Raw genomic sequence first — 26,448 nt, forward strand, 5'->3', positions numbered from 1 at the left:
GTGAGCAGGCCATCGCGCAGAATCCTGACGACATCGAGCTCAGCGCGCAACTCGGTGCCGCATATCTGAGACTGAAGAAGTGGGAATACGCCCCGCGCGCCTCATCCCTGACGATTGCCGCTGCCGAAAAGGGTCATCTGGCGTCGATGACGAGGCTGGGCACACTCTATATGTCCGTCGGTCCGGTCCTGCAGGACTACGAGAAGGCCCGGAAGTGGTTGCTGAAACCTGCGGAAGCAGGAGACCCGAGTGCACAGAACATGCTCGGCATTCTCTATGAGGCGGGATTGGGCGTGGCCGCCGATCCGCAGGTGGCTGCCGAATGGTTCGCGCGCGCGGCGGCCACAAATGACGCCACTGCGCAAACCGATCTCGCGGTTGAGTATCTATCCAATCGGGTCGTGCCGCCGAACCCAGCAAAAGCCGCAAGGCTCTTGAGCCCGGCTGTCGAACAGGACCATGCGAAGGCCCAATCTGTTTTGGGAGACCTCTATTACCACGGCAACGGCGTTCCCCCGGGGATATCGACAAGGCGATCGCTCTCTACCAAAAGTCCGCGGCTCAGGGGTTCCCCGATGCACAGTACAATCTGGCCATTCGCTATTTCACCGGTCGCGGCGTGCCGGAAGACCGGCAAGAGGCGCTGCGTTGGGCAAAACCAGCAGCTGAACTGGGAAACAGTCGTGCCCAAAGCTTGCTGGGTGCGATGTACCTCCAGGGTCTCGGAGTCGCGCAAAACCCCGAACTTGCGGCTATCTGGACATCAAAGGCAGCAAGAGCTGGAGACACGGCGGCGCAGAACAATCTGGGGATCATTTTCGAGAACGGTATCGGCGTCACAGAGGACAAACAAAGAGCGCTGAGATGGTACATGAGGGCTGCGAGCAACGGTTCGAACAGCGCACGGGAAAGTCTGTCCCGCTTGATGGCCCAGGGAGTAAAGCCCTGACGATCAGCAAGCGCAGGCTCAAATCTGTTCCAGCACCAGGCGTCAAGCCGTATCTCGCCACCAGTGACTCCAGATGCCCGTTCGATGCTTAAGAACGAATGGTTCAAGAAACTCCTGCTCTTTCCTCTGCTGATCGCTCTATCGGTGCTTCTAACCAGCGCCTACGGCGCTTTGCAGAACGTCCCCATTTATGCTTTCGCGCCGCACTACTTTGAATACTCCATCACGCGTCTGACCTTTCCCGGCCTGACGCCCCTTGCATCGGCCGCTGCGGATGGCTGGATCTCCTTTTTCAACTCGAGCCTCCCCGCCAGCATCGTTCTCTGTATCTGCGGTGTCTTCGCTCCCACGGCAAAGCAGCTTGTCCGACTTCTCCTGCAGGCTGTAGGCGTCCTGATCATCGTCTCTCTCGCAGTCGAAGTTGCCCTGTTTCTAACCTTCGACTTTTGGTTTGCAGGACTGGGTATCGACAGCAATCCAAAAGCAGAATCCAACCCGGAAGAAAGTGGCGCAGTGAGTTACTGGAAACTTCGTATTGCGCAGAATATGGGTGTCCTTGCCGGTACGATCTGCGGCTGCAGCTTCCTCATCCTCAAGATCTATCGGCTTTACAAAGCTGACAGACGCAATTCAAACGAGTAGTCCGGAGTCCGGCATCACGATGCAACGAAATTATACCCTGACCGGGTCGGAGAGATTTTAGCTGTTGTCCCTGAATAATAAGCAATCCACCTCATGCGCTGCGCCGTCCAGATCCAGCTTCGCGGTCGCCGGCGGCATTTCGGAGATCACCTTGCCGCGCCGGATGACCTGGAGACGATTGGCCTTAAGCCGTAACGCCTCGACTTCGTCGCAGGCCTGCAGGATGACCATGTCGGCGTTGCAGCCTTTCTCTAACCCGTAGCCCTCCAGATGCATCGTCTCGGCCCCACGTTGGGTCACGGAACGGAACATCTCGCGCATCTGATCCATACCGGTCATCTGCCCAACGTGCAGGGCCATGGAGGCCACCTCGAGCATGTCGTGGCTGCCCAGGCTGTACCAGGGGTCCATGACGCAGTCGTGGCCCAGCGCCACCGGCACCCCAGCGGCAATCAGTTCCTTCACCCGGGTCATGCCGCGGCGTTTCGGGTAGCTGTCATGGCGGCCCTGGATGGTGATGTTGATCAACGGATTGGCGATGGCAGTGACACCCGCCTCGGCGATCAGGGGAATCAGCTTGCTGACGTAGTAGTTATCCATGGAGTGCATGGAGGTCAGGTGCGATCCGGCCACCCTGCCCTGCAGGCCCAGGCGTTGGGTTTCATATGACAGGGACTCGATGTGGCGGGAGTTTGGATCGTCGGTCTCGTCGCAGTGCATATCGACCAGAAGGCCGCGCTCGGCGGCGATCTCGCAAAGCTGGCGCACGGACTCCGCCCCGTCGGCCATGGTCCGCTCGAAGTGCGGAATGCCGCCGACCACGTTGACACCTTTGTCCAGGGCGGTCTTGAGCTGCGCCTTGGCGTTTGGGTCGCGCAGATAGCCGTCCTGGGGAAAGGCGACCAGTTGAAGATCGATATAGGGTCTGACTTCTTTCTGGATCTCCAGCAGGGCATCGACCGCGAGCAGGCGCGGATCGCAGATATCCACGTGGCTGCGGATCGCCAGGGTGCCGCGCGCGATGGACCAGCGGCAGAGTTCCCAGGCCCGCTGCTTGATCGCCTCGACCGTGAGGTCCGGTTTCAGTTCGCCCCAAAGCGCGATGCCCTCTAAGAGAGTTCCGCTTTCATTCACTCGTGGCAGGCCGAAACTCAGCGTCGCGTCCATGTGGAAGTGACTGTCGACAAAGGGCGGCGTGACCAGCAGACCGCCGGCATCAATCTCGTGAGCCGCAGAAGCGTCGAGCTGTGGCCCGGTCTCGACGATCTTGCCATTCTGACAGGCGATATCAGTCAGATCTCTCTGACCTGGAAGCTTTGCATTGCGGACGATCAGATCCAGCATTGTTCGCTCTCTTTCAGTCTAAGCCCTGTATCCCTAAGCCCTGTCACCGCGCCGGAAGGGCACCAGCAGCGCTTTCGGATAAGCGGCGCGGCGCGCCATGATCACCATGGCCAGAATAGACAAAACATAGGGCGCCATCAGGAAAAACTGATAGGGAATGGCCGCGCCGGAAACCTGCTGGACCCGCACCTGCAGCGCATCGATCCCGGCGAAGAGCAGCGCGCCCAGCAAAGCCTTGCCCGGACGCCAGGAGGCGAAGATGACCAGCGCCACGCAGATCCAGCCGCGCCCGTTGACCATGCCGAAGTAAAAGGCGTCGAAGGCCGACATGGTCAGGAAAGCACCGCCCACCGACATCAGGGCCGAGCCAACCATCACCGCGCCGGTGCGGATGGCCAGGACGTCGATGCCCTGCGCCTCGACCGCCAGCGGATTTTCCCCGGCCATGCGCACGGCAAGTCCCACCGGCGTCCGGTAAAGACCGTACCAGATCACCGCGACACAGATCAGCGCCAGATAGGTCATGGGGGTCTGCGTGAAGACCGAGGGTCCCAGCAGCGGCAGATCGGACAAGACCGGGATGGCGTAGGGCTGAAAGGGTTCGATCTTCGGCGGCGTGGTGGCATCCGGCAGCAGCATGCGGAAGACGAAGTAGCTGAGCGAGGAGGCCAGCAGCGTGATCCCGATTCCCGTCACATGCTGAGACAGGCCGAGATAGACCGTAAAGCTGGAATGCAGCAGGCCGAAGAGCATGCCGATGAAGGCGGCAAAGGCCAGGCCGCCCCAGAGGTCGCCCCCCTGATAGACCCACATCCAGCCCGCCATGGCGCCCATGGTCATGATGCCTTCGATGCCGAGGTTCAGCACCCCTGCCCGCTCGCAGATCAGCTCGCCGAGCGTGCCGAAGATCAGCGGTGTCGCGATGCGCAGGGTCGCCGCCCAGAAACCGGTGGTCAGAAGAATTTCGAGGATGTCCATAGCGTTCTATCCCCGCCTGATCCGGAAGCGGACCAGCATCACGCTGACCAGGACGCAAAGAACCGATGACGCCACCAGCACATCGGCCAGATAGGTCGGAATGTTGACCGCCCGGCCCATGGAGTCCGCGCCCACGTAGATCCCGGCCAGGAAGAAGGCCGAGACCACCACTCCGATGGGATGAAGCTGCGCCAGCATAGCCACCGCAATACCCGTGTAACCGAAACCCGGCGAGAGATCGAGGGTGAGGTAACCTTTGAGGCCGATCACCTCGCCCACCCCGGCAATCCCGGCGAGACCGCCCGAGATCAGGGCCGTGCGGATGATGGTGGCGTTCACGTTGATGCCCGCAAAGGCCGCGCCGCGGGCGTTCAGACCGACCGCTTTGATCTCGAAACCCCAGACCGTGAAGCGCATCACCAGCCAGATCGCCAGGGCGGCCAGCAGCGCGATGATCAGGCCCAGATGCAAGCGGCTTTTCTCCAGGATTTTCGGCAACAGGCCCTCATCGACAATCGGTGCCGCCTGGGGCCAGCCCAGCGACATGGGATCTTTCAAAGGGCCCTCGAGCAGGTAGTTCACGAACAGCAGAATGATGAAATTAAGCAGCAGCGTGGTGACGACCTCGTCGACCTTCAGCTTGTTCTTGATCAGCGCCGGCACGATCAGAACCGACCCGCCGGCGAGCGCCCCTGCGATCAGCAGGATCGGGATCAGCAGAAACGGCGGCAGATCCAGCGCGCCGGTCCCCAGCCAGGTCGCGGCGAGCGCCCCCATGTAAAGCTGCCCCTCACCGCCGATGTTCCAGAGCTTGGCGCGGAAGGCAACCGCCGCCGCCAGGCCGGTCAGGATCAGCGGCGTGGCGCGGGTCAGGGTTTCGGCCAGTGCGAAGCGAGACCCGACCGCCCCCTTGACCAAGAGCGCATAGGCCTCCAGAACCGACTCACCGGTCCAGACAATCAATCCGGCGCAGAGCAACAGGGCAGCCGCGACGGCCAGGACGGGCGCCAGGCCCGCCAGCCAGATCGGCGGCGCTTCTCGTAATTCCAGGCGCATCAGGCGGCGGCTCCCCCGTTTTCCGATCCTCGGGCTCCACTCGTGTCTTCATTCGGATCATGGCCCGCCATCATCAGCCCCAGTTCCCGGGGACTGACCGTCTTGGCATCCAGGCTCGCCGAGAGTCGTCCGTGATAGATCACCGCCACCCGGTCCGAGAGCGCAAGCAATTCCTCGAGGTCCTCGGTGATCAACAGCACCCCTGCTCCGCGTTCCCGCGCCGCCAGCAACTGGCCATGCACATATGCGATCGCGCCCTCATCCAGCCCGCGGGCCGGCTGGTTGGCGAGCACCAGACCGGGTTCGCGCGACAGGGCGCGGGCCAGGATCAGCTTTTGCATATTGCCGCCCGAAAGCAGACGGGTTTCGGCGTTGGGACCGGGACAGCGCACGTCAAAACGTTCGATCTGATCTTCGGTGCGTGCCCGTGCCGCCCCGTGATCGATCAGGCCCCTGTTTGAAATCGGCTTGGCCCGCAGGTCCTCGCTGATCATGTTTTCCCAGATCGACATCTCGCCGATCACGCCCTCGGCGTGCCGGTCCTCGGGAATGCGTCCAACGCCGAGGCCTACGACCTTCGCCGGTGAGGGCTGTTGGATTATCTCCCCAAAGAGAGTCAGGGTTCCGCTGTCCGGGCGGCTGAGGCCGGAAATCAGTTCGGCCAGCTGGACCTGTCCGTTACCGGAAACACCGGCAATCCCCACCACCTCGTGGGCACGGATCTTAAGGTTCACATCCTTGAGGGCAACACCGCCCGCCGATGGACGCAGGGATACCGCCGTCATCGACAACACGGGCTGACCGGGCTCCATCGGATCGGCCTTGGGACGCGTCACCGCCCGGCCCACCATGGCCTCGGCCAGAATATGACGGTCCGCGCTTTCGGTCGGCATTTCATGAACGATTTTGCCCCGGCGCAGCACCATGACCCGGTCGCTGATCGCGAGAATTTCATTGAGTTTATGTGAGATGAAGATGATCGAGAGCCCGCGCTCGACCAGCCGCCTGAGGGTATCGAACAGGCTCTCTGCCTCCTGCGGCGTCAGGACGGCGGTCGGTTCGTCCATGATCAGGATACGCGCATCCCGGTAGAGAGCCTTCAGGATCTCGACCCGCTGCCGTTCGCCGACGGAAAGGTCGCCCACCAGGTCGTCCGGATCGACGCTCAGGCCGAAATCCGACGCCATAGCGGCGAGCCGGCTTCGTGCCGCTGCCCGGCCCTGCCAGGGCCGCCAGAGGGATTCCGTGCCCAAAACCACGTTGTCGAGCACGGTCAGGTTGTCCGCCAGGGTGAAGTGCTGGTGGACCATGCCGATACCCGCGGCAATCGCGGCATGAGGCGCACCGGGCGGAAGCGCTTTACCCTCGACCTCGACCTGGCCTTCGTCGGCCACGTAGTGACCGAAGAGGATATTCATCAGTGTGGTCTTACCCGCGCCGTTCTCGCCAAGCAGGGCCAGCACTTCCCCCCGGGCCAACGACAGCGATACGCCGTCGTTGGCCACAAGGGAGCCGAACCGCTTGGTGATCTTTTCCAAGCGCAATACAGCAGACATCTTGAGGTTTATCCTCAGTAGGTCGACTTGGGTTCTTCGTCGTTGATCTCGACCACGAACTTGCCGGCCAGGATATCGCCCTTCAAAGCTTCGACCTTGGCCTTGATGTCGGCCGGGATCCGGTCTTCGAACTCATAGTAAGGAGCCAGCGACGCGCCGCCCTTGGCCATCATGGTCCATTCCTTGTAGTCCACGGCCTTGAACTCGCCGGCCTTGACCTCGGCAATGGCGTTGTTGATGGCGGCTTCCATGTGCCAGAGCGCGGAGGTCACGACCACATCGGTGCCGTTCTCTTCCTTGTTCATGTCGTTCACGTTGCCGAAAGCGATGATGTTCTTCTCGCGTGCGGCATCGACCACACCGGCCCGCTCGGCGTAAAGCACGTCGACACCGGCTTCGATCTGAGCGAAGGCAGCTTCCTTGGCCTTGGGCGGGTCGTACCAGGAGCCGATGAAGTTGACCTTGAACTGAACGTCAGGGTTCACGGAACGCGCACCGGCCATGAAGGCGTGGAACAGACGGTTCACCTCGCCGATGGGATAGCCACCGACCATGCCGATGTTGTTGGTCTTGGTCATGGTCCCCGCGATCATGCCCATCAGATAGCAAGGTTCGTGAATGTAGTTATCGAAGACCGCGAAGTTTTCGCCATGCGGCTTGAAGGGGTCGCCCATCAGGAAGGACACTTCGGGATAGTCGTCCGCGACCGCGCGGGCTTCCCGGCTGATCCCGAAGGCTTCGCCCACGATCAGCGCGACACCGCTGTCGGCGTATTCGCGCAGAACCCGCACGTAGTCGGTGTTTGCGACCTTTTCCGAAAAGACGTATTCGATCTCACCGGCTTCCTCGGCCGCGACCAAGGCCAGATGCAGACGCGCATCCCACTTCTGCTGGATCGGCTGGGTATAGATCCCGGCCACCTTGATCTTTTCCGCGAGCGCCTGTCCACCCATCGCACCCACGATGATGGCTGCCGTCAGCAGACTGCAGACGGCAGCAAAAATTTTCCTGAACATACTTGTCCCCTGTTTCTTTATTTGTTGAACACCACCCCGAGCGATCCAACGAATCCCCCTTGGAGAGGTTTGGTTTTATTGCCTACTTAGTCCTTGTAAACGCAAGATTAATTCGGCAGCACCCCCTCGCTTATCGCGTAGTTTAGCCAAATTCTGACCAAACGGTCAATTTTCCGATCCAACTTCCGCACCGCCCGCGAATACCATCCCCATTGGGCTGGCGACTTGGCAGAGACGGAAAAAGCAGGATAATCTGTCAACTGGTGGCCACCAACGAATAATGCGCAAGATGACTAATGAGCGCCGGCGGCCGCCTCGCGCCGGTTGAAAGTCCGGGAATTCGGATAATACCGGCCTGCTCCTCGGGGAGGGAGGGCGGAACATGACCTATTCGGTGCTAGTGGTCGATGATGAACCGAATATCCTGCTGTCACTTGAGTTTCTCATGACGCAGATGGGGCTTGATGTCAGAGTGGCCAGCGACGGGGAAACCGCACTCGACGCAATTGGACAGAGGGTTCCCGATCTCGTCTTGCTCGACGTCATGTTGCCGAAATGCGATGGCTATCAGGTCTGCCGGAAAATCCGGGCCAACCCGAAGCTTGATCAGGTTAAAGTCGTGATGTTGACTGCCAAAGGAAAAGACGCGGAGCGTGAAAAGGGTCTCGATGCGGGCGCCGACGACTACATCATCAAGCCCTTCTCCAACCGGGAGGTCAATGACCGGGTCAAGCTTTACCTCGAAGAAAAATCGCCTGCATGCTCGACCTGAAAACCGCTGAAACGGCTAAGACGGATCAGGAACGCATTGGGTTTGGGACGAAGGCCGGGCATGTCAGAGCGGACCCCAGATGGCTTTTTTTGAGCCCGGAGTTGGATAAGTCCAATGAATAATTCTGATTCCAAAGGCGAGCGCTCCATCGCGCTCTTCCTGTTGGGCATCCTGCTTTTTAACCCGCCCCTGCTGTCGGTCTTCGGCGTGGATGTGGCCTTTGGCGGGATTCCCCTGCTGTACATCTATCTCTTTCTGGCCTGGGCGGCCTTTATCCTTCTCATCGGCCTGATATCGGAGAAGGGTCAGGAACGGCGACGCGGCCGCCGGGCGCACGGCCTGCCTTTGGAGAAAGGCACGCCGGAACGCTCCGCCATACCGGAGGACTCCCTGCCCCACAGCATCAAGCCGAGGCCAAATCAAAGTGGAAACATCCGGCCAGGACGCGGCTCAAATGAGAGTGAGACCTGGTAGAAATGTTGTCGAGTTGGTTCATACTGCTCGTTTCCCTGAGCTATCTATGCCTGCTGTTCGCTATCGCCTACTACGGCGACAAACGTGCGGACGAGGGGCGCAGCTTTGCCGCCAACCCTTATGTCTACACTCTTTCCATCGCCGTCTTCTGCACCTCCTGGACCTTTTACGGCAGTGTCGGGCGCGCGGCCACCGACGGCATCGGCTTCTTGCCCGTCTATCTGGGGCCGACCCTGACCTTCGCGCTCTGGTGGTTCGTTCTGCACAAGATCATCCGCATCACCAAGGCCCACAACATTACCTCGATCGCCGACTTTATCTCGGCGCGCTACGGAAAGAGCAATCTCCTCAGCGGTCTGGTGACCGTGATCGCCGTGGTCGGCATCATGCCCTACATCTCGCTGCAGCTTAAGGCCATCTCAACCAGCTTCGCGGTCCTGCTGCAATATCAGGACGTGGCCGAAACCAGCGGCGTCACGGATTTGTCCAGTCTCCTGGAGCTCCTGAATTTCAGCACGGTTCCGGTTCTGCGGGATACCGCCTTTCTGGTGACCCTGGTTCTGGCAATCTTTTCAATTCTTTTCGGCACCCGCCATATCGACGCCAGCGAGAGACATGAAGGCATGGTCCTGGCCATCGCATTTGAATCGGTCATCAAGCTGCTTGCCTTTCTCGCCGTCGGTATTTTTGTGACCTATGGCCTTTATGACGGATTCGGCGACCTCTTCGGCCAGGCCCGGGCGATGCCGGACCTCAACCCCCTCTTCACCCAGGGCACCGCCGGCGGCTACGGCGCCTGGGTCTCCACCACGCTGCTGTCGATGGCGGCGGTGATCTGCCTGCCCCGCCAGTTCCAGGTCACGGTGGTGGAGAACGTCGACGAGGGACACCTGCGCAAGGCCGTCTGGCTCTTTCCCCTCTATCTCCTGGCGATCAACATCTTCGTCCTGCCCATCGCCCTGAGCGGCGTGATGATGTTTACGCCCGGCGGCAGCAACCTGGCGGACATGTTCGTCTTGACCATTCCGCTCGCCGAAAACCAGGGCTCTCTGGCCCTCTTCGTCTTCATCGGCGGCCTCTCGGCGGCGTCGGGCATGGTGATCGTCGCGACCATCGCGCTCAGCACCATGGTCTGTAACGACCTGATCATGCCGGTGCTGCTGCGGATCAAGCGCTTGAAGCTGAATGAACGCGGCGACCTGACGCGCCTGCTTCTGGGGATCCGGCGCGGAAGCATCCTCGTCATCCTCCTGCTCAGCTACAGCTACTTCCGTTTCATCGGCGAGTCTTACACGCTGACGTCCATCGGACTGGTCTCTTTCGCCGCTGCGGCGCAGTTCGCGCCGGCCATCATCGGCGGCATCTTCTGGAAGGGCGGCACCCGCAAGGGTGCGCTGACCGGCCTGGTGCTGGGTTTCCTCGTGTGGACCTATACCCTTGTGCTGCCGTCCTTCGCCCGCTCCGGATGGTTGCCCATCGACTTCGTGGACTTTGGACCGGCGGGGATCGAGCTTTTAAAACCCTATGCGCTCTTTGGTTTGCAGGACTTCGACACTCTCTCCCATTCTCTCTTCTGGAGCATGCTGGCCAACATCGGCGGCTACGTCGCGGTTTCGCTGCTCAGCCGCCAGAACGCGTTGGAACGGATCCAGGCCGCGCTTTTTGTCGATGTGTTCCAGCATTCCGGACTGCGGGACGGACATCAACTCTGGCGCGGAACGGCCACCTATAGTGAACTCTACAATCTGGTTTCGCGCTTTGTCGGCGAACGCCGCAGCCTGCGCGCCTTTCAAAGTTACGCCCGCTCGCGCGGGCTCAACCTTATGCGGATTGGCGAGGCCGACTCCGATCTTGTCAATTTCGCCGAACGCCTGCTCGCCGGCACGATCGGCGCGGCGACGGCCCGCGCCCTGATCGGCACCGTGGTGAAGGGCGAAATCGTCTCGATCGAAGAAGTCATGGAGGTGCTCGGCGAAGCATCCGAGGCCATCAAGTACAGTCACCAACTGGAAGAAAAGTCCCGGGAACTGGAAGCCGCTACGGCCGAGTTGCGGGCTGCCAACGAACGCCTGCAGGAACTGGACCGGCTGAAAGATGACTTCCTGACCACGGTCAGCCACGAGTTGCGCACCCCCCTCACCTCGATCCGGTCGTTTAGCGAAATTCTCTACGACCACCCAAAGCTGGCCCATGAAGAGCGCACCCGCTTCTTAGGCATCGTGATCAAGGAGAGCGAGCGCCTCACACGGCTGATCAACCAGATCCTCGATATGGCCAAACTGGAGTCGGGCCGGACCCATTGGAACATTACTGATGTCGACGCCGCGGAGGCGATTCGCGAAGCCGTGGCCGCGAACAGCAGCCTGCTGACGGAAGACAAAATCGAACTCTCGCTGAAGCTCCCGGACGACCTTCAGCCGATCCGGGCAGATCAGGACCGTTTTATTCAGGTCATGGTGAACCTGCTGGCAAACGCCGTGAAGTCCTGCAGTTCGAATGACCCCTGGGTGGAAGTGCGGGTGATCGCACAGAACGAGGGTCTGAAGATCTCGGTTGCGGACAACGGCCCTGGCGTACCGCTTGGTTCCGAGGAGCATATTTTCGACAAATTCCAGCAGGTCAACGACAGCCGCGCTGGGGCAACCGGCGGCACCGGTTTGGGCCTGCCGATCTGCCGTCAGATCGTCGAATACCTTGGCGGCAGGATCTGGCTGGAACGGCCGGACGAAAACGAAGCCGGCTCCGGACAGGAGGAAACGCGCGCAGAGGTCGGTGGAGCAGTGTTCAGCTTCACGCTGCCTTACGGCAAGGGCCATGAGCTTGATGTAAGCGATGGCGCACATAGCGCAGGCGAAGAAAAAGCCGGCTCCGATCGCCAGGCGGCACCGGCCGACCTTCCCAAACCCGGCGTCAGCGTAGGGTCAGATTGACTTTTCTGCTATTGCCGGAGCGCACCGCAACATCGGTGGAGCTCGTCATCTCGCCTGAAGTCGCGACAATCCGGTAGCTGCCCTCGCGCAGGGTGAAAGTCCCGGTCGCGCCGGTGATGGACGAGAGGACTCTTTTTCCGCCCTTGCGGTAGACTTCCCAGGTCACCTCGTCAGACGCGAAAAGGCCACCGTCATGGGTGAGCGCAGATGTGTGCAAGGAGCCTGCGTTCATGTTCAGGGTGTACTTGTACGTGTGACCGGCGGTGACTTCGATCGTGTGCTTTACCCTTGCGTCCCGCGTTTTGGCCCGCACCAGATAAAAGCCTTCGGGCAGCACAAGGCTCGGCCTCGGTCCGTTGGCAGTCGCGACCCGATGACGTTTGCCGTTGGCATCGCGGCCATAGGTCATGACTTCCCAGGACACATCGCCTTTCATGGGCTTGGCCCCACGATGCGGGATAACCTTCAGCCGGACCCAGCCGGCGTTCAGGTTGACCCGATGTTTGACTGCCGATGACGCCACTTCAAGATTGGAGTCGACAGTCACGTCGCCGTAAACGGTCGAAACACGGTATTGCCCGGCCGGGAGAGAGAGTTCCGCCGGTGACTTTTCGGCCGTCGCGACGATCGGTCCGACACCGCCGTTCTCGAAACGGGAGACCGTAAAGGAGATTTTGTCTTTCAGTGTCTTGGCGCCATTCGCGATCACGGCTTCCAAGTTGATTCGCTGTTGATCGCCAACTGCAGCCATCTGATCATCAGCTTGCGCGAAACCCGCGGAAACAGTGGAGAGTCCGATTGAGACAGCGCCGACAAACGCGGCGCGGCAGAGCCAATTACACACTGGGTTGATCAAGATCCATACTCCCTTAGCCATACTCCTTACTATGGGGAAACGAATCTTTACAAGGGGTGAACATGATCGCACACACACATTTCTCAAATTCGCGGCGTTAATGTGACGAATGCAAGATTGTAAAATCGCGAATGAAAAAACTTCAGGTAGGTCTGAAAGCTACGAGACGCAATGCAGACGGCGTCATAACCCGGCAAGAGGCATATCAGGTGTAAAAAAAAGTTTCGCCTCAGCTCGATTGGTTGCTGCTCACGAGGCAGGGCCTTTCCCACAAAGCAGAAAACGGGGCGCATAAAACAGAAAAACGGGCACCAAGTGATACGGATATCACTCAAATGCCCGTTATCTGCGGCTTCGCCAACTGGTATCCGTCAGGTCATCCCAACGGACGCAACGGATAGGCTCTGATTACGCAGCGGCGGAATCTGACCGCGAGCGTGTGATATAGGCCTTCGCACAGTGCTCGGCACAATAGGGTTTGCCGGACAATGCCGGTTCACCACAGAAATGGAAATCCGCATCCCCCGGATCGCCAATCGGCCAGAGGCACTTGGGCCCTCGCCGGCTTGCGTTCACCGCACGCGTGGCCGAAGCAACGCTGTCCCGAGATGTTCCGCGGGCCGCTTTCGCAACACTCGGTGCCTGGGCCGCTGACTGTGCGCCGCTTGCAGACTGTCCGTTGCGCACCGCCGCAGCGGCCTTCGCAGCAACGGCGGAGCTTGCCTCGCTGTTGCCCGAACCCGCAGACTTCGCCGCAAGTGCTGCGGAGATGACCGTCTGAAGGGGTTCGTTTTTCGCAGCGCCCTTATCTGTGCCAGCCGTTGTGCTCGCAGGACGCGCCGCTCTGGCGCTTGCAGAGCTTTGCCTAGCCGCAGGCTTGGCGGAGGATGCGGAGTTCGAGGCTCCTCCGTCGTCACCGCGCTTGATCGGCGAGGGCCTCGCCTGCAGTTTCATCCGATGCGCTTTGCCGACAACTGCGTTCTTCGAAACACCTAGAAGCTTGCCAATCGCCGAAGCGCTTTGGCCCGATTCCCAGAGTCTCGTCAGTTCGTCGATTCGTTCTGGAGTCCAGCTCATATGCCCACCTTCACGTCAACAACAATATATAGCTACCCTGTCTAAATGTAGGGTTTTTATGGTTAAGCGCCACCATATAAGGTATGGTTTAGGGAGTCGAGTCTATGAACCGCCTGGATTCGAGTTATCCACAACTTTGTTTGTTTTGCGCCTGCGCAGGGTCGAAAGCGTTAACAGCGGTTAACAATTATTAACGATCACAAGGTTCCGTCATGGCGCCCCGGCAAGCAAAATCTTCCGACCAAATTGAACCGGCTATTCTCCGTTGAGGGTCACCGCGATGTTCGTCCTCTTTACCGACTTCGGCCTTGAGGGGCCTTACAGCGGACAGGTAAAAGCGGTTCTGCACCAGGGAGCCCCTGCCCGCCCGGTCATCGATCTCTTTGCCGACGCACCTGCCTTCGACCCGCGCGCATCCGCATATCTCCTCGCCGCCTACAGCACCGGCTTTCCGGCCGGCAGCATTTTCCTCGCCGTCGTCGACCCGGGCGTTGGTTCGGATCGGGCGCCGGTCATCCTGGAAGCGGACGGGCACAGCTTTATCGGACCCGACAACGGTATTTTGGACCTTGTGGCGCGACGCGCCGAGATGAGCCGCTACCGAGAGATTCTCTGGCGGCCGGAACGCCTCTCGGCCTCGTTCCACGGCCGGGACCTCTTCGCCCCGGTCGCCGTGATGCTCGCGCGGGGAGATCCTGTAAATACGCAGGATCTGGACGGAACCGCGCGTCCGGGAGCGACGTGGCCGAACGATCTCGCGGAAATCGTCTATATCGATTGTTACGGAAACGCCATGACAGGTCTGCGCGCGAGTGAAGTCCCCGCTCAGGCCCGCCTCACGCTTGCCGGAATGCAGATCGCGGCGGCACGCACCTTCTCCGATGTTCCGGCGGGGAAAGCTTTTTGGTACGAGAATGCCAACGGACTGGTTGAAATCGCCGTCAACGGCGGCCACGCCGCGGAGCGACTCGGGCTTGCGGTCGGGACGGCGCTAAGCTATTAGACCCGCATTCCTGCTCCGGTCCGCAAAGCCGAGACACGCCAAAGGCCCGCGATCTTGCGCTTTCTGGAGCTTTTCACACAGCTAAAGACAGACAGAATGACCAAGCCGCAAGACCATAAGACTGGCGAAGCCGCCTCGATGAAAGTCCTGGCGTTCGCCGTGCTGGCGATGGCCGCCGTCGTAACGGCCTCGAACATCCTTGTGCAGTATCAGATCAACGATCTGCTGACCTGGGGTGCGTTCAGCTATCCGGTGGCGTTCCTGATCACGGATCTGACAAATCGCGCTCTGGGCTCCCGGCAGGCGCGCAAGGTCGTCTATGTGGGCTTTGCGCTTGCAGTCTTGTTGTCGCTCTATTTTGCCGACCCGCGCATTGCCGTTGCTTCCGGCTCAGCCTTCCTGCTCGCCCAGCTGTTGGATATCTCGATTTTCGACCGCCTGCGCAAGCAGGCCTGGTGGCTGGCGCCCATGGCTTCCTCGACGATTGCCTCAGCCCTGGACACCTTTGTGTTCTTCTGGCTGGCTTTTGCGGCTACCGGCATTCCCTTCACCATCTTTGGGATCGGCTTCGGCGAGACCGGCGTGCCCTGGCAGACGCTGGCCCTCGGCGACTATCTGGTCAAGATCGGCGTCGCTCTGGTCATGCTGATCCCCTTCCGTTTGATGCTCAGCATTACAAAGCCGCAGTTTGCCGCTATCAAGGACGCCTAAACTCGGGATGACAGCGGGTTTAGACCCGCTACCGAGTGCGGTGGAACTAACCGCGCCCACGGTAGCTCGGGACACCCTGATCGGGCAGCCAAAGTCCCTTCGGCGGCGGTCCGCTCTGCCAGAAGACATCGATCGGGATCCCGCCGCGCGGATACCAGTAACCGCCGATACGCAGCCAGCGGGGCTTCATGGCGTCAATCAGACGCTTCGCGATTGCAACGGTGCAGTCCTCATGAAAGGCGCCATGATTGCGGAAACTCCCGAGGTAAAGCTTGAGCGACTTGCTCTCCACAAGAAGCTCCTCCGCTACGTAGTCGATCACCAGATGGGCGAAGTCGGGCTGGCCGGTCACCGGGCAGATCGACGTGAATTCGGGCGCGGTAAAGCGGACCAGATAGTCGACGTCCCGATGGGGGTTGGGAACGGTCTCGAGAACGGCCTCGTCCGGATCTTGCGGCAATTCCGATGCCTGACCGAGCTGTCCGAGAGTTTCGTATGTAGAGTTTGTCATGGGGTTTGGGTTCCGCGGCAGCTGTTGCTCATGTGAGGGAGACGCCGCAGTACCTAAGCCTCCCGTTCCCGGGGATCAAGAGCTCATCCGGCAAGGTCCATCTGAAGGGCTGATCCGGCCAGAAATCCTCGGCCGGAAATCCAAGGCCAAAAATCCACGCAAGCTTTCCTTAACCATATTCTGACAGCCTGCAAAGCTTGGCGTAGCATTGGATGAGCTGAGATGGCTGTTGATGTCGTAAATGATGAGTTTGAGGAAGAAGAGTTTGAGCTGCAGGCATCGGATCTCGACGATCTGACCCATGCGGAACTTCTCATGCTCTACACCGAGTCGGCAAACTCCATCAGGTTCGCAAAAGCCCAGCAATGGAAATCCGTCGGCGCGACTCTTCTGGTCTTCGCCGGCCTGATGCTGGTTGCTCACTTCGCAAAAACCAACATCCAGCTGGTGAAAACGGCGGCATTCACAAGCTTTCTTTTTTCCGCTGCCGCGCTCTACACCCTCGTGCTCTATCAGGTCTGGCAAAATACGGAGCGGGAAAAACTGCGCGAAATCGCGAAGGCTCTTTCCAACCTCTTCGTGAAGATCCGCACGATCAAATCGAGCCGTGAAGCGAATTACCACCGCTACACCCTTCTGTGCTTCATGGCGGTCGCAATCCTGCTCGGCAACGCAATCCTCATTATGGACCTGCAAGCCTTCTATCAGTAACGGCCTGAACCCGTGACGGCCTGAATGCGTGACAGCCTGGGCGCGCAATGCCCGTCTGCCCGAGCCGATCCCCTCTCATGAACAGTTCCGGTCTCGCGAACAGTTCCGGGCAGATTTTCTAACGGCGCGCTTGGCAATCGCCGGACGATTATAGTAGACCGGAGACCGTAGAAATCAGAACGCGTCTGCGAGTGCCGAAAGACCTTTGGACGAAGCGTTCCAAGAGGTCACGGCATTTCTCGCGGGGCCGAAACAAGCTTCGGGAACAGACAATGCCGTCATTCGACATCACATCTAAAACCGACGTCAACGAAGTCGACAATGCGCTCAATGGAATCTCGAGAGAGATATCTCAGCGCTTCGATTTCAAAGGTTCGAGCTGCACGATCGAACGCAGCGACAACGAGATTACGATTCTCGCAGACGACGATCTTAAGCTGAAGCAGATGCACGAACTGCTGAAGGTTCATTTTACCCGGCGTAAACTCGATGCGGGCGCATGCGATTTCAAAACCGTGGAAAAAGCCTCGGGCAACAAAGTCCGCCAGGTCATTGAAATCAAACAGGGCATCGACAAAGAGCTGGCGAAGAAAATCGTGAAAGACCTGAAGGGCAGCAAGCTCAAGGTCCAGGTGGCCATCCAGGGCGACGAACTGCGCGTTACAGGGAAGAAGATCGACGATCTGCAGTCTGCCATCGCGCACGTCAAGGATATGGGCATCGAACAGCCCTTGCAGTACGACAACTTCCGCAGCTAAGTGCGGGTTCGCGCAGGCCTGAACCAAAGACGGAGCCGGAGCCGAAGCCGGGCCTGGCTTCAGGTGCAGACCGGCCAAGCCTGCATTGCCCTGGTCGAGCCACCGGGCTGAGGCCCTGAGCACGCAGGATCGCTCCCTATACGCTTATCGGAGAGTCGGGCGCTGCGCCGAAAGAGCGAGTCAGCGCGCCTCTTTTCGGGACCACCCCCTTGCCTGCTGGCACTCAACGCGAGGCTTTGTGTCGCGATGAAGGGGGCAAGCGATTCGCTGGCGGACCGCCTCTTGATACCACTTCAACAGGCACGGGATAGAAGCTGAAGAAATACGCCTGGGTTGCGAGCCTCATTACACTCTTTTGACCTGCATACCATTGGCGAAAAACGCGCCGCCTGCACCCGTGCCAACAAAGCATCCGCAAAGCAAGTGTCCTCTTGAAAGAACACCGATCCGTCTTTTTGTTCCAGGCAGTTAGCCCTGACACAGCCTTGTGACTTTTCTGTGTCATGACGACAGTCAAGAAAGCAAACTGTCTTTGGCCCTTTACAGTTATGACTTGTTTTAGAAGCAGTGTTAAAAGAGTTCCTCACCAAACCCCAAGTAACGCTGAAATCCACCTGTAGATTTATCCTAAAAAATAAAGTAGGGTGCCGCCTCGCTGCAACGAAAAGTGGTGCGCAGGTAAAGCAAATAGCCACTGACAACGGGTGAAGTACTGGTGATGCACGGGTCTAAGCATCCTCGAAAATCAGAATACGGCTTTCTGGGGATAAGCCGGCCTCCCTCGCTTACAAATCAGGTGGCCAAACGCATTGCGGCCGCGATCGATGAAGGAACCTTTCAGCCCGGAGCAAGGTTGGTCGAGACACGCCTGGCAGAAATGTTCCGCGTCAGCCGCGGACCGATCCGTGAAGCCCTGAAGACGCTGGAAACCGAGAATATCGTCGTTATCAAACCGGGGCGCGGAACCTTTGTCGCAGCGCCTTCCTGTGACGATATCGAACAGATTGTCGCCGTGCGCGCCGTGCTTGAGGGCCTGGCTGCGAGAGCGGTCGCGGCCAACCGGAACAAACAGGAACTGGGTCAGCTCAACCTTCTGTGCAAAAGCATGTGCGACGCGGTGAAACGAGGGGACATCGCCGGTTATCAGCAACTGGATTGGCGAATCCACGAGTTGCTGTTTGAGTTCTCAAAGAACCGCCTGGTGATTCAGTCCTGGCAGTCCATGCGCTGTCAACTAAACCTCTACTGGCGTGGCCGGATCAACAATCTCGCGCTGATCGAAAAACTGGCCCTCCAGACCTGCGTCCTCGTGAGGTGCCTTTTCGAGGACGAGCCCAACGAGGTCGGCGATATCTTCAGAAGCCACATTATTCTGGCCAACTATGAAGTCATGATCAGACCGATCCCGGAATGGCTGAAGAGTTACATCACGCACATGATTGATGAAAATCAGCAGATCCACAGACTCCAGGATGAATTCACCCGGGCGGAAGCCATGAGCCGGAAGAGCGAAACGCGTAAAACCGGATAATTTGTTGCCGGTACCGATCGGCGATCAAGATTTGTTGGGCAGAGATCCGCCATCCCACTGTATCCCGAGCCCTCCAACGCAAGCTCTCACTGCCGAATTTTCCCAACGTAATCATATTGTAACCATAATCGGGCACTAAGTGCGGCGTGTCTGATGTCTCAGACAGCCATGACTAGCGATACAAAGCACAACATTTCTTTTGAAGGCACCGCCAGGTATGGGCGAATTACAAATTTTGGTCCTGGCTCTGGTTCAGGGAATCACTGAATTTCTGCCGATCAGTTCGTCGGGCCATCTGGTATTGGTTCCCGCGGTGACCGGCTGGGAGGATCAGGGCCTGATAATGGATGTGGCCGTCCATGTCGGCACTTTGGGCGCGGTCATTGCCTATTTCTGGCGGGATCTGCTGGACCTCATTCGCGGCTTGCCAAAAATCATCACAGACCGCGGTGACCCCAAAGCGCGTCTCGTCGCATATCTTGCGCTTGCAACGCTGCCGGTCGTTCTTGCGGGTCTCTTCATCATTCAGCACGCAGATAACCTGCGGTCCGTGGAAGTCATCGGTTGGACGACACTCGGTTTCGGTGTCGCCCTTTTTGCGGCCGACAAGCTCGGCAAGGTCACGCGCAAGATCGACAACATGCTGTATCGCGACGCCCTGGTGATCGGTATCGCTCAGGCGCTTGCGATCATTCCCGGCACCAGCCGCTCCGGGATTACCATGACCGCTGCCAGGGTATTGGGCTTCAACCGCAGCGAAGCAGCCAGGTTCTCCATGCTGCTCTCCATTCCCGTTATTGTCGCGGCCGGAACACTGCTTGGCATGAAACTGCGAAGTGCCGGTGGTGTGGAGATCGGCGCCGAGATCATTCTGGCGACAGCCTTCTCTTTCGTTTCGGCCCTGCTCGCCATCTGGTGGCTGATGAACTGGCTCAGCCGGGCCAATTTCACCCTGCTCGCGGCTTACCGGGTTCTTCTCGGCTGCGGCTTGCTTTTCTGGGCCTACAGCTGAACATCCGTCTGTAGCTTTTGGCCCTGCCGATCCGGTTTAAGACAGGAGATGGCCAAGCGGCAGTGACGTTTTGTATTGGACCTGCTTGAGGGCAAAGCTTGACTTGATCCCGGCAATCCCGGGAATTCGGGTCAGATGTTCAAGAACGAACTTTTCGTAGGCCTGCAGATCAGGCACCACCACCCGCAGCAGGTAGTCGAACTCACCGGTCATGAGATAGCACTCCATCACCTCCGGCCGATCCCGCAATGCGGCCTCGAAGCGCTCCAACCAGTCTTCAACCTGCTTTTCAAGCGTGACACTCACGAAGACGTTCACCGGCAGGCCGATAACTTTAGGCTCGACGATAGCGGCGTACTTGCGCACAACCCCCGCATCTTCGAGCGCGCGCACGCGGCGCCAGCAGGGTGAAGCCGACAATCCGACCTCTTCCGCCAACTCCGCATTTGAGATCCGGGCGTTCTCCTGAAGACAGTTCAGGATTTTCTGATCGAGCTCATCCAGTTTCATATTGGAAATTTCTTCTACAAATCTAAAGATTTGAGAAAGATATTACCTTTTTGATCAATTCTGGAAGGACAATTAGCAAGATTCCCATCTCGGTTTTCGGCTAAGCTAAGCTAGGTGCGTTCCAGCCGCGGGACTCCTCGCGCGACGGACGCACCGTCATGCGCGATCTGATGCGAGGATGGACAAAGAAATGTTACGGCGGCAGCCTGTGGCTCAGGAAGCTTCAGAGACAAGCTTGGAAGGGCTGGACGACGCCGGGCGGCTCTCCCTTTTGCGCGCGCTTGAAAAGAAGATCCTCTGGCTCGCGACCTGGACCGTTCATAACGCAAATCACCTGCGGGAAAACAAGGATGGTTTGAAAGTCGGCGGCCACCAGGCCTCCTGCGCGTCGCTGGTCACAATCATGACAGCGCTTTACATGGACGTGCTGCGCCCCGAAGACCGGGTCGCGGTGAAGCCCCACGCCAGTCCGGTTTTTCACGCCATCCAGTACCTGCTGGGCAAGCAGACACGCGAGAAGCTGGAAGCGTTTCGCGCCTTCGGAGGCGCGCAGTCCTACCCCTCGCGCACCAAGGACAGCGACGATGTCGACATCTCCACCGGCTCGGTCGGCCTGGGCGTCGCCATGACCAGCTTTGCCAGCCTGGTTCAGGATTATGTGCAGCTTCGGAAAATGACCAGCCGCGGGGCGGAGACCGGACGCATGATCGCGCTGGCCGGCGACGCAGAGCTCGACGAAGGCAATATCTACGAAGCGCTGCTGGAAGGCTGGAAGCACGACATTCGAAATGTCTGGTGGATCATCGACTATAACCGGCAGAGTCTTGATGCCGTGGTCCAGGATCGCCTCTTCGGTCGCATAGACAGCCTCTTCGAGACCATGGGCTGGCGCGTCGTTACCTTGAAATACGGCAAGCTTCTCGAGGCGGCTTTTCGTGAGCCGGGAGGCAAGCATCTGCGCGCCTGGATCGACTCCTGTCCCAATTCACTCTATTCGACTCTGGTCTTTAAGGGCGGAACCGCGTGGCGGGCACAGCTCGAGGCGGACATCGGAGAGAAACCCGGGATCGGCAATCTGCTTGCACGGCGCGATGACGCGGCGCTGGCACGGCTGATGACCAATCTGGCGGGCCATGATCTTGAGGCCGTTCTCGAAGCTTTCCATGCGATCGAGGATGACCGGCCAACCTGCTTCATCGCCTACACGATTAAGGGTTTCGGCCTGCCCCTGGCCGGACACAAAGACAATCACGCCGGCCTGATGACCCTGGAACAGATGGAGACTTTCCGCTCGGCCAACGATATTCCGCCGGGTGCAGAATGGGACCCATCGGCCGGACTGCCACTTCCGCCGGAGACACTTGAGAGTTTTTTGAACGCAGTGCCTTTTGCAGAACCCTCGCACCGGCGCACGACCGCGGCCCCCATCGCGATACCGGATAACCTCCCGCACCCGACAGGCGGCGAGATGTCGACACAGGAGGGCTTCGGCAAGATCATGGCTGAGCTTGCCCGTGCGGGCGGGGCTCTCGCGGATCACATTGTGACGACGTCACCGGACGTGACCGTCTCCACAAATCTGGGCGGCTGGGTCAATCGGCGCGGCATTTTTGACCGGCATGACAAGGCGGATACCTTCAAGGACCACAAGGTCGCTTCGATGCAGCGTTGGGGTATGTCACCTCAGGGACAACACATTGAACTTGGCATCGCGGAGAACAATCTCTTCCTGTTGCTGGGTGCGCTCGGCCTGTCCCACTCGCTCTTCGGAACGCGCCTGCTGCCGATCGGTACGCTCTATGACCCCTTCATCCAGCGTGGTCTCGATGCGCTGAACTATGCATGCTATCAGGACGCCCGTTTTATCGTCGTCGCCACACCCTCGGGCCTCACCCTGGCGCCTGAAGGCGGTGCGCATCAGTCCATATCAACCCCGCTGATTGGAATGGCTCAGGACGGGCTGGCCGCCTTCGAGCCCGCTTTTGTCGATGAACTGGCCGCCATTCTGGCCTGGTCGTTTGACTATCTGCAGCGCGACGGCGGTCATGCGCCGCGTGGCGAGGCCCCGGGTGACCGCAATGCCGATGTCGATTGGCTGCGCGATGCCGAAGGCGGCGCTGTTTATCTGCGCCTCTCGACGCGCAGCCTCTCGCAGCCCGAGCGCGATCTCGATCCCGCACTTCGGCGAGACATCATCCGCGGCGGCTACTGGCTTCACCCACCCGCAGTGGGCGCGTCGCTCGCCATACTCTGCAGCGGCGCGATAACGCCCGAAGCGATCGAAGCCCACCAAAGCCTTCTGGAAGAGATGCCCGGCGTCGGACTGATGGTCATCACGTCGGCCGACCGCATGAATGCGGAATGGAGCGCTGCGGAGCGTGCACGGCAGCAAGGGCATTCGACGGCAAGCTCTCACGTCGAGCGCTTACTGGCCCCGCTTGCCCCCAACGCCAGCCTGGTTTCGGTCACTGACGGACATCCGGCCAGTCTCGCCTGGCTTGGCTCTGTGCGCGGTCAGCGGCAGCATGCACTTGGCGTGGAGCACTTCGGACAGTCCGGTTCACTTCAGGATCTCTACCGGCATTACAGGATCGGCAGTGACGCAATTCTCGACGCCTGCGCCGCAGCTTGTCTGCAGCGTGTCATGACAAGCGGGGTTGAGACCTAGCGCCCGACAGGGTCAGGGCATATTTAGATTAAAGGCGTTGCAGGCGGGTTCGTCTTCGACGATCACCCGGTTGCTGGGCAAGGTCACACAGGCGGTGGTCCCTGCACCCAGTTCACTCGTGAGTTCCAGGGAACCTCCATGCAGTTCACAGAGGGAATTGGCGATCGGAAGACCAAGCCCCGTGCCTTCCTGCGTATGGTTCTGATCGTCCGTGGCCTGAACGAACGGGCTTAACACGCGTGCAAGGTCTTCCTTGGTCATGCCTTTGCCGCTGTCTCGCACCTTGATAATGAATTCCTGTCCGGGCCCGACTTCGGCACACAAGGAAATATCCCCGCCCCGCGGTGTGAACTTCACGGCGTTTGAAAGCAGATTGATGATGATCTGTTTGATTTTAAGTTCGTCTACGAAGATGCGCGGCAAAACGCCGCTGTGCTCAAGGGTCAGCTTCACACCGGCTTTCTCGGCACGCGGATGTATCAGACGCTCACAGGATTGGATAATTTCCTTGGCCTCGATCCGGGCTTCAACCAGTTGGTAGTTACCGGATTCGATTTTCGCAAGATCGAGAATATCGTTGATGATCCCCAGCAAGAGCTGCCCGCTTTCGTGAATATCGTGCGCGTAACCCTTATACACCTGCTTTCCAACCGGGCCGGCAATCTCGCGCTCGATGGCTTCAGAAAACCCGATGATTGCGTTCAGGGGCGTGCGGAGCTCATGGCTCATGTTCGCCAGAAACTCTGATTTGGTCCGGTTCGCGACTTCCGCCTCTTCCTTGGCGCGCAGGAGTTGCCGCCGGGCCTCGAAATCCGCCGTTACATCGCTGGCCGAGCCCCGATAGCCCAAAAACCGTCCATCCGGTGCAAAAATCGGCATGCCGCTTGTGCGCACGTAGCGCAGAACCCCCCGCTCGGTTTCAATCCGGTAGATGAAATCCCGAAACTCCCTATGCGCTCTTAAGTCTTCAATATGCGCATCCCAATCGCCTGCGTTCTGGCTTGGGATCTCATAGACCTCTCGCAGCTCGACATCGGTCTTGCCAAGCGACGTCTCCAGCGCCAGTTCGAAGGCCTCGCTGGAAGGTTTGGAAAAATAGGTAAAGCGGAGATCCGCGTCCATTTCCCAGTACCAGTCGGACGAGACGCTGGCAAAGTCCTTAAAACGCTGTTCACTGCCACTGAGCAGATGCCCCTGCCCTACGTAAGGACCATTGCGCGTGAGAACGATCAGCATGCATTCAAAGCCGGCAAACTCCGTCGGCGTTCCGTTCACGGTCGCCCAGACCCAGTCGCCGTCTCCGGTTTTGATGCCGATACGCATATCCTCCAGCCGGCCTTCACGCTCAATAATACCCAGAACGGTCTCGTCTTCCGGCTGCTGATAGAACTCGACAGTGCTGCGCCCGACAATTTCTACTGCAGGCATAGCGAGGAATTTCTCGACGTTCTTGTTTACGAACAGGATTTTGCCGTCGGAAATGCGGCTGATGGCAATCGGAACCGGCGCTGCGTCAATAATCGCGCGGAAATCGTGACCGCTTAAATCGATGTCATCCATAATTTCACCGCGCCACGATCATTGCGCCACGATCATTCAACAATTTCGAACGATCCAATGGACCCTGCACCCATTTGCGGGTATTTCGATTATCCCGCCCCTGAAAACCCGGCAACTTTTCGCTCTTTTTTTCTTATGCCTATCGTAAAGACTTGCACATAAACAGGCTAACAAACAATGTTCAAGAAGGAAGCAGTTTCCCAATTCTCCGGCTGAACCGGCAGGTTTTCTATTAGGTCATTTCAGATAAAGCCGGTTTTTCGCCTCATGAAACAATCCGCGCACGGCAGAGCGGTCCATTTTTGAAACCGCGTATAAACTGCAGACGCGATATCTTGAAGCCCTCTCATTCACAAGCAACGGTAGTACCCAAGATGACGGGAGCTAGCAACCGAAATTGAAGGTTTTTGCGCAGGGTTACTACACCGTATCTATGATATGCAGGAACGACCCCATCACATTCCCTCGAACGAGACCGGCATCGGCCAAATCCTGTCCCTGAGCGTCTTTCAATCCGAAAAGCCTGTCACCGGGACGAACTGCGCGCACCGGGGTTGTCGGTTCATCGACGGAGAGCTCCCGGGCATAGTGGAACTCGTGCCCACGAAAGCCTTCTCCCGCCATACCGATCGCCGTATCCTGCAAGAGCGCGGCCTGACGATATCCAAGCACCATTCGCCGTCCCGGTTTCCCGGTTTTCTCCGGCGCGAAAGATGTCTCCAAGGGAAGCAGGCCAGCCATGGCATGGCGAACGCCCTGGGCATCGGTTAACCCCTCCCCCAGCACCATATAGCCGCCGCACTCACCGTAGACGCAGGCGCCGCGACGCGCGGACTCTTCGAGTCCTGTCATAAAGCTCCGATTGCCGGCCAGTCTGCCCGCGTGCAGCTCGGGGTATCCACCGGGCAGATAGACGGCATCCGCTGTCAGGTCAGGCGCTTCATCCGCGAGGGGAGAAAAGAGGGAGATTTCGGCACCTGCAGTGCGCCAAGCGTCGAGCAGAAAGGGATAGCTGAAGGCAAAAGCGGTATCACGTGCCACGGCGATACGCTGTCCAAATGGCTTGAGTCCCGGTTGGCGAGATCGGGATGCGCCTGACACGCCTCCCCCCCGCTCTTTACAGAGGCGCGCGGAGGCCGAAACCGCCAAACGATCGCAGTCGATCTCTCCCGCGATGTCGCAGGCCGCGGCCTCCAGAAAACTCTCCAACGCCTCATGCTCGTTGGCCTGTATCAATCCGAGATGCCGGGAGGGTAGCTGCAAGTGGGACGCGTTGCGCACCATGCCAAGCAGCGGAACGTCGAGGGGTCCGCAAGCCTTAGCCAGCATCGCGGCATGCCGGTCGCTGCCGACCCGGTTAAAAATCACGCCAGCAATTGATACGCGCGGATCGAATGTCTTGAAACCATGCAGAATTGCGGCCGCCGAGGCCGCCATGCCCCGCGCATCGATCACAAGGACAACGGGCCAGCCGGTCATCAAAGCCAGATCGGCGGTCGACCCCCGCCCGTCAGGCGCGCCGTCAAACAAGCCCATGACGCCTTCGCCGAGTACGAATTCGGCTCTCTCACCCGCGGTCTCCAAAAGCTGCATCACGCTGGACTCGCGCATTGCCCAGCTGTCCAGCGACGTGCAGGCCTGGCCGCTGGCTGCCGCATGAAACGCGGGATCGATATAGTCCGGCCCGACCTTGATCGAGGCCACCGAACGCTTGAGCTGACGAAAGCGGCGCAGCAACGCGAGGGTAATGGAGGTCTTACCGCTGCCGGAGCTTGGCGCAGCGATCAGAAGTCCGGGAGGGATACGATTGTCCAACAGCGGCC

Annotated in this window: 23 protein-coding genes and 1 pseudogene; 13 read left to right on the plus strand and 11 right to left on the minus strand. The window is 59.2% G+C overall.

Features of this window, described 5'->3' with window-relative positions; all coding sequences use genetic code 11:
• Positions 1-146: 146 nt before the first annotated feature.
• From FKG95_RS30470 to FKG95_RS17725, 3 genes and pseudogenes are all read left to right on the plus strand, one after another.
• Positions 147-332, plus strand: a pseudogene (locus tag FKG95_RS30470) (tetratricopeptide repeat protein); the annotation flags it as partial.
• Positions 333-619: 287 nt separating this feature from the next.
• Complete coding sequence (locus tag FKG95_RS30475; protein ID WP_425456765.1) at positions 620-949, plus strand: tetratricopeptide repeat protein; 330 nt, start codon at positions 620-622, stop codon at positions 947-949.
• Between the two features lie 84 nt (positions 950-1,033).
• Positions 1,034-1,591, plus strand: a complete 558-nt coding sequence (locus FKG95_RS17725; RefSeq protein WP_142897740.1) for a hypothetical protein — start codon at positions 1,034-1,036, stop codon at positions 1,589-1,591.
• 57 nt (positions 1,592-1,648) lie between these two features.
• Here the strand turns inward: FKG95_RS17725 and FKG95_RS17730 are convergent, their stop codons facing one another.
• The 5 genes from FKG95_RS17730 to FKG95_RS17750 are packed head-to-tail and all read right to left on the minus strand — an operon-like array spanning position 1,649 to position 7,541.
• On the minus strand, positions 1,649-2,935 hold the full coding sequence (locus FKG95_RS17730) for an amidohydrolase family protein (protein ID WP_142897741.1): 1,287 nt from the start codon (positions 2,933-2,935) through the stop codon (positions 1,649-1,651).
• A gap of 33 nt (positions 2,936-2,968) precedes the next feature.
• Complete coding sequence (locus FKG95_RS17735; protein ID WP_142897742.1) at positions 2,969-3,913, minus strand: ABC transporter permease; 945 nt, start codon at positions 3,911-3,913, stop codon at positions 2,969-2,971.
• Between the two features lie 6 nt (positions 3,914-3,919).
• A complete protein-coding gene (locus FKG95_RS17740; protein ID WP_142897743.1) occupies positions 3,920-4,969 on the minus strand; it encodes an ABC transporter permease in 1,050 nt (349 codons plus the stop codon).
• Positions 4,969-6,525: an ABC transporter ATP-binding protein gene (locus tag FKG95_RS17745; protein ID WP_142897744.1), complete on the minus strand. Its 1,557-nt coding sequence runs from the start codon at positions 6,523-6,525 to the stop codon at positions 4,969-4,971. Before FKG95_RS17745 ends, FKG95_RS17740 begins: the two co-directional genes overlap by 1 nt.
• A 14-nt stretch (positions 6,526-6,539) precedes the next feature.
• On the minus strand, positions 6,540-7,541 hold the full coding sequence (locus tag FKG95_RS17750; protein ID WP_142897745.1) for a BMP family protein: 1,002 nt from the start codon (positions 7,539-7,541) through the stop codon (positions 6,540-6,542).
• Between the two features lie 382 nt (positions 7,542-7,923).
• On the opposite strand from FKG95_RS17750, the gene FKG95_RS17755 reads away from it, so the two are divergent.
• The 3 genes from FKG95_RS17755 (at position 7,924) to FKG95_RS17765 (ending at position 11,717) form a co-directional block, all read left to right on the plus strand.
• Positions 7,924-8,313 (plus strand): response regulator transcription factor, encoded by a 390-nt coding sequence (locus tag FKG95_RS17755; protein WP_142897746.1) that lies wholly within the window; start codon positions 7,924-7,926, stop codon positions 8,311-8,313.
• A gap of 114 nt (positions 8,314-8,427) precedes the next feature.
• Positions 8,428-8,787 (plus strand): hypothetical protein, encoded by a 360-nt coding sequence (locus FKG95_RS17760; RefSeq protein WP_142897747.1) that lies wholly within the window; start codon positions 8,428-8,430, stop codon positions 8,785-8,787.
• A gap of 2 nt (positions 8,788-8,789) precedes the next feature.
• Positions 8,790-11,717, plus strand: a complete 2,928-nt coding sequence (locus FKG95_RS17765) for a sensor histidine kinase (protein WP_142897748.1) — start codon at positions 8,790-8,792, stop codon at positions 11,715-11,717.
• Here the strand turns inward: FKG95_RS17765 and FKG95_RS17770 are convergent.
• Both FKG95_RS17770 and FKG95_RS17775 read right to left on the minus strand, forming a co-directional pair.
• The gene (locus FKG95_RS17770) at positions 11,698-12,573 is read right to left on the minus strand and encodes a hypothetical protein (RefSeq protein WP_142897749.1); all 876 of its coding nucleotides are present in this window, start codon (positions 12,571-12,573) and stop codon (positions 11,698-11,700) included. The genes FKG95_RS17765 and FKG95_RS17770 overlap by 20 nt on opposite strands.
• Positions 12,574-12,981: 408 nt before the next feature.
• The gene (locus FKG95_RS17775) at positions 12,982-13,650 is read right to left on the minus strand and encodes a GcrA family cell cycle regulator (protein WP_142897750.1); all 669 of its coding nucleotides are present in this window, start codon (positions 13,648-13,650) and stop codon (positions 12,982-12,984) included.
• 280 nt (positions 13,651-13,930) lie between these two features.
• On the opposite strand from FKG95_RS17775, the gene FKG95_RS17780 reads away from it, so the two are divergent.
• The gene (locus FKG95_RS17780) at positions 13,931-14,653 is read left to right on the plus strand and encodes an SAM hydrolase/SAM-dependent halogenase family protein (RefSeq protein ID WP_142897751.1); all 723 of its coding nucleotides are present in this window, start codon (positions 13,931-13,933) and stop codon (positions 14,651-14,653) included.
• A gap of 96 nt (positions 14,654-14,749) precedes the next feature.
• On the plus strand, positions 14,750-15,364 hold the full coding sequence (locus FKG95_RS17785; RefSeq protein ID WP_342779254.1) for a queuosine precursor transporter: 615 nt from the start codon (positions 14,750-14,752) through the stop codon (positions 15,362-15,364).
• 46 nt (positions 15,365-15,410) lie between these two features.
• Here the strand turns inward: FKG95_RS17785 and queF are convergent, their stop codons facing one another.
• On the minus strand, positions 15,411-15,875 hold the full coding sequence (queF, locus tag FKG95_RS17790; RefSeq protein ID WP_142897752.1) for a preQ(1) synthase: 465 nt from the start codon (positions 15,873-15,875) through the stop codon (positions 15,411-15,413).
• Positions 15,876-16,097: 222 nt separating this feature from the next.
• Here queF and FKG95_RS17795 point away from each other — a divergent pair, with 222 nt between their 5' ends.
• The 4 genes from FKG95_RS17795 (at position 16,098) to FKG95_RS17810 (ending at position 19,887) form a co-directional block, all read left to right on the plus strand.
• Positions 16,098-16,586 (plus strand): hypothetical protein, encoded by a 489-nt coding sequence (locus FKG95_RS17795; RefSeq protein WP_142897753.1) that lies wholly within the window; start codon positions 16,098-16,100, stop codon positions 16,584-16,586.
• A gap of 272 nt (positions 16,587-16,858) precedes the next feature.
• A complete protein-coding gene (locus FKG95_RS17800; protein ID WP_142897754.1) occupies positions 16,859-17,344 on the plus strand; it encodes a YajQ family cyclic di-GMP-binding protein in 486 nt (161 codons plus the stop codon).
• Positions 17,345-18,140: 796 nt separating this feature from the next.
• Positions 18,141-18,875 (plus strand): GntR family transcriptional regulator, encoded by a 735-nt coding sequence (locus tag FKG95_RS17805; protein ID WP_179954157.1) that lies wholly within the window; start codon positions 18,141-18,143, stop codon positions 18,873-18,875.
• Between the two features lie 217 nt (positions 18,876-19,092).
• Entirely contained in the window at positions 19,093-19,887 is a 795-nt protein-coding gene (locus FKG95_RS17810) for an undecaprenyl-diphosphate phosphatase (RefSeq protein ID WP_142897756.1), read from the plus strand.
• A 36-nt stretch (positions 19,888-19,923) separates the two neighbouring features.
• Here the strand turns inward: FKG95_RS17810 and FKG95_RS17815 are convergent, their stop codons facing one another.
• A complete protein-coding gene (locus FKG95_RS17815; protein WP_142897757.1) occupies positions 19,924-20,397 on the minus strand; it encodes an Lrp/AsnC family transcriptional regulator in 474 nt (157 codons plus the stop codon).
• A gap of 178 nt (positions 20,398-20,575) precedes the next feature.
• On the opposite strand from FKG95_RS17815, the gene FKG95_RS17820 reads away from it, so the two are divergent.
• Positions 20,576-23,065, plus strand: a complete 2,490-nt coding sequence (locus FKG95_RS17820) for a transketolase-like TK C-terminal-containing protein (protein WP_246116817.1) — start codon at positions 20,576-20,578, stop codon at positions 23,063-23,065.
• A gap of 12 nt (positions 23,066-23,077) precedes the next feature.
• On the opposite strand, the gene FKG95_RS17825 is transcribed toward FKG95_RS17820, so the two are convergent.
• On the minus strand, positions 23,078-24,625 hold the full coding sequence (locus FKG95_RS17825) for a PAS domain-containing sensor histidine kinase (protein ID WP_142897758.1): 1,548 nt from the start codon (positions 24,623-24,625) through the stop codon (positions 23,078-23,080).
• 420 nt (positions 24,626-25,045) lie between these two features.
• The gene (locus FKG95_RS17830; RefSeq protein WP_342779256.1) at positions 25,046-26,440 is read right to left on the minus strand and encodes a cobyrinic acid a,c-diamide synthase CobB; all 1,395 of its coding nucleotides are present in this window, start codon (positions 26,438-26,440) and stop codon (positions 25,046-25,048) included.
• Positions 26,441-26,448 lie beyond the last annotated feature (8 nt).

The sequence above is a fragment of the Denitrobaculum tricleocarpae genome (genome assembly GCF_007004665.1).
In the GTDB taxonomy this organism is placed as follows: domain Bacteria; phylum Pseudomonadota; class Alphaproteobacteria; order Kiloniellales; family Kiloniellaceae; genus Denitrobaculum; species Denitrobaculum tricleocarpae.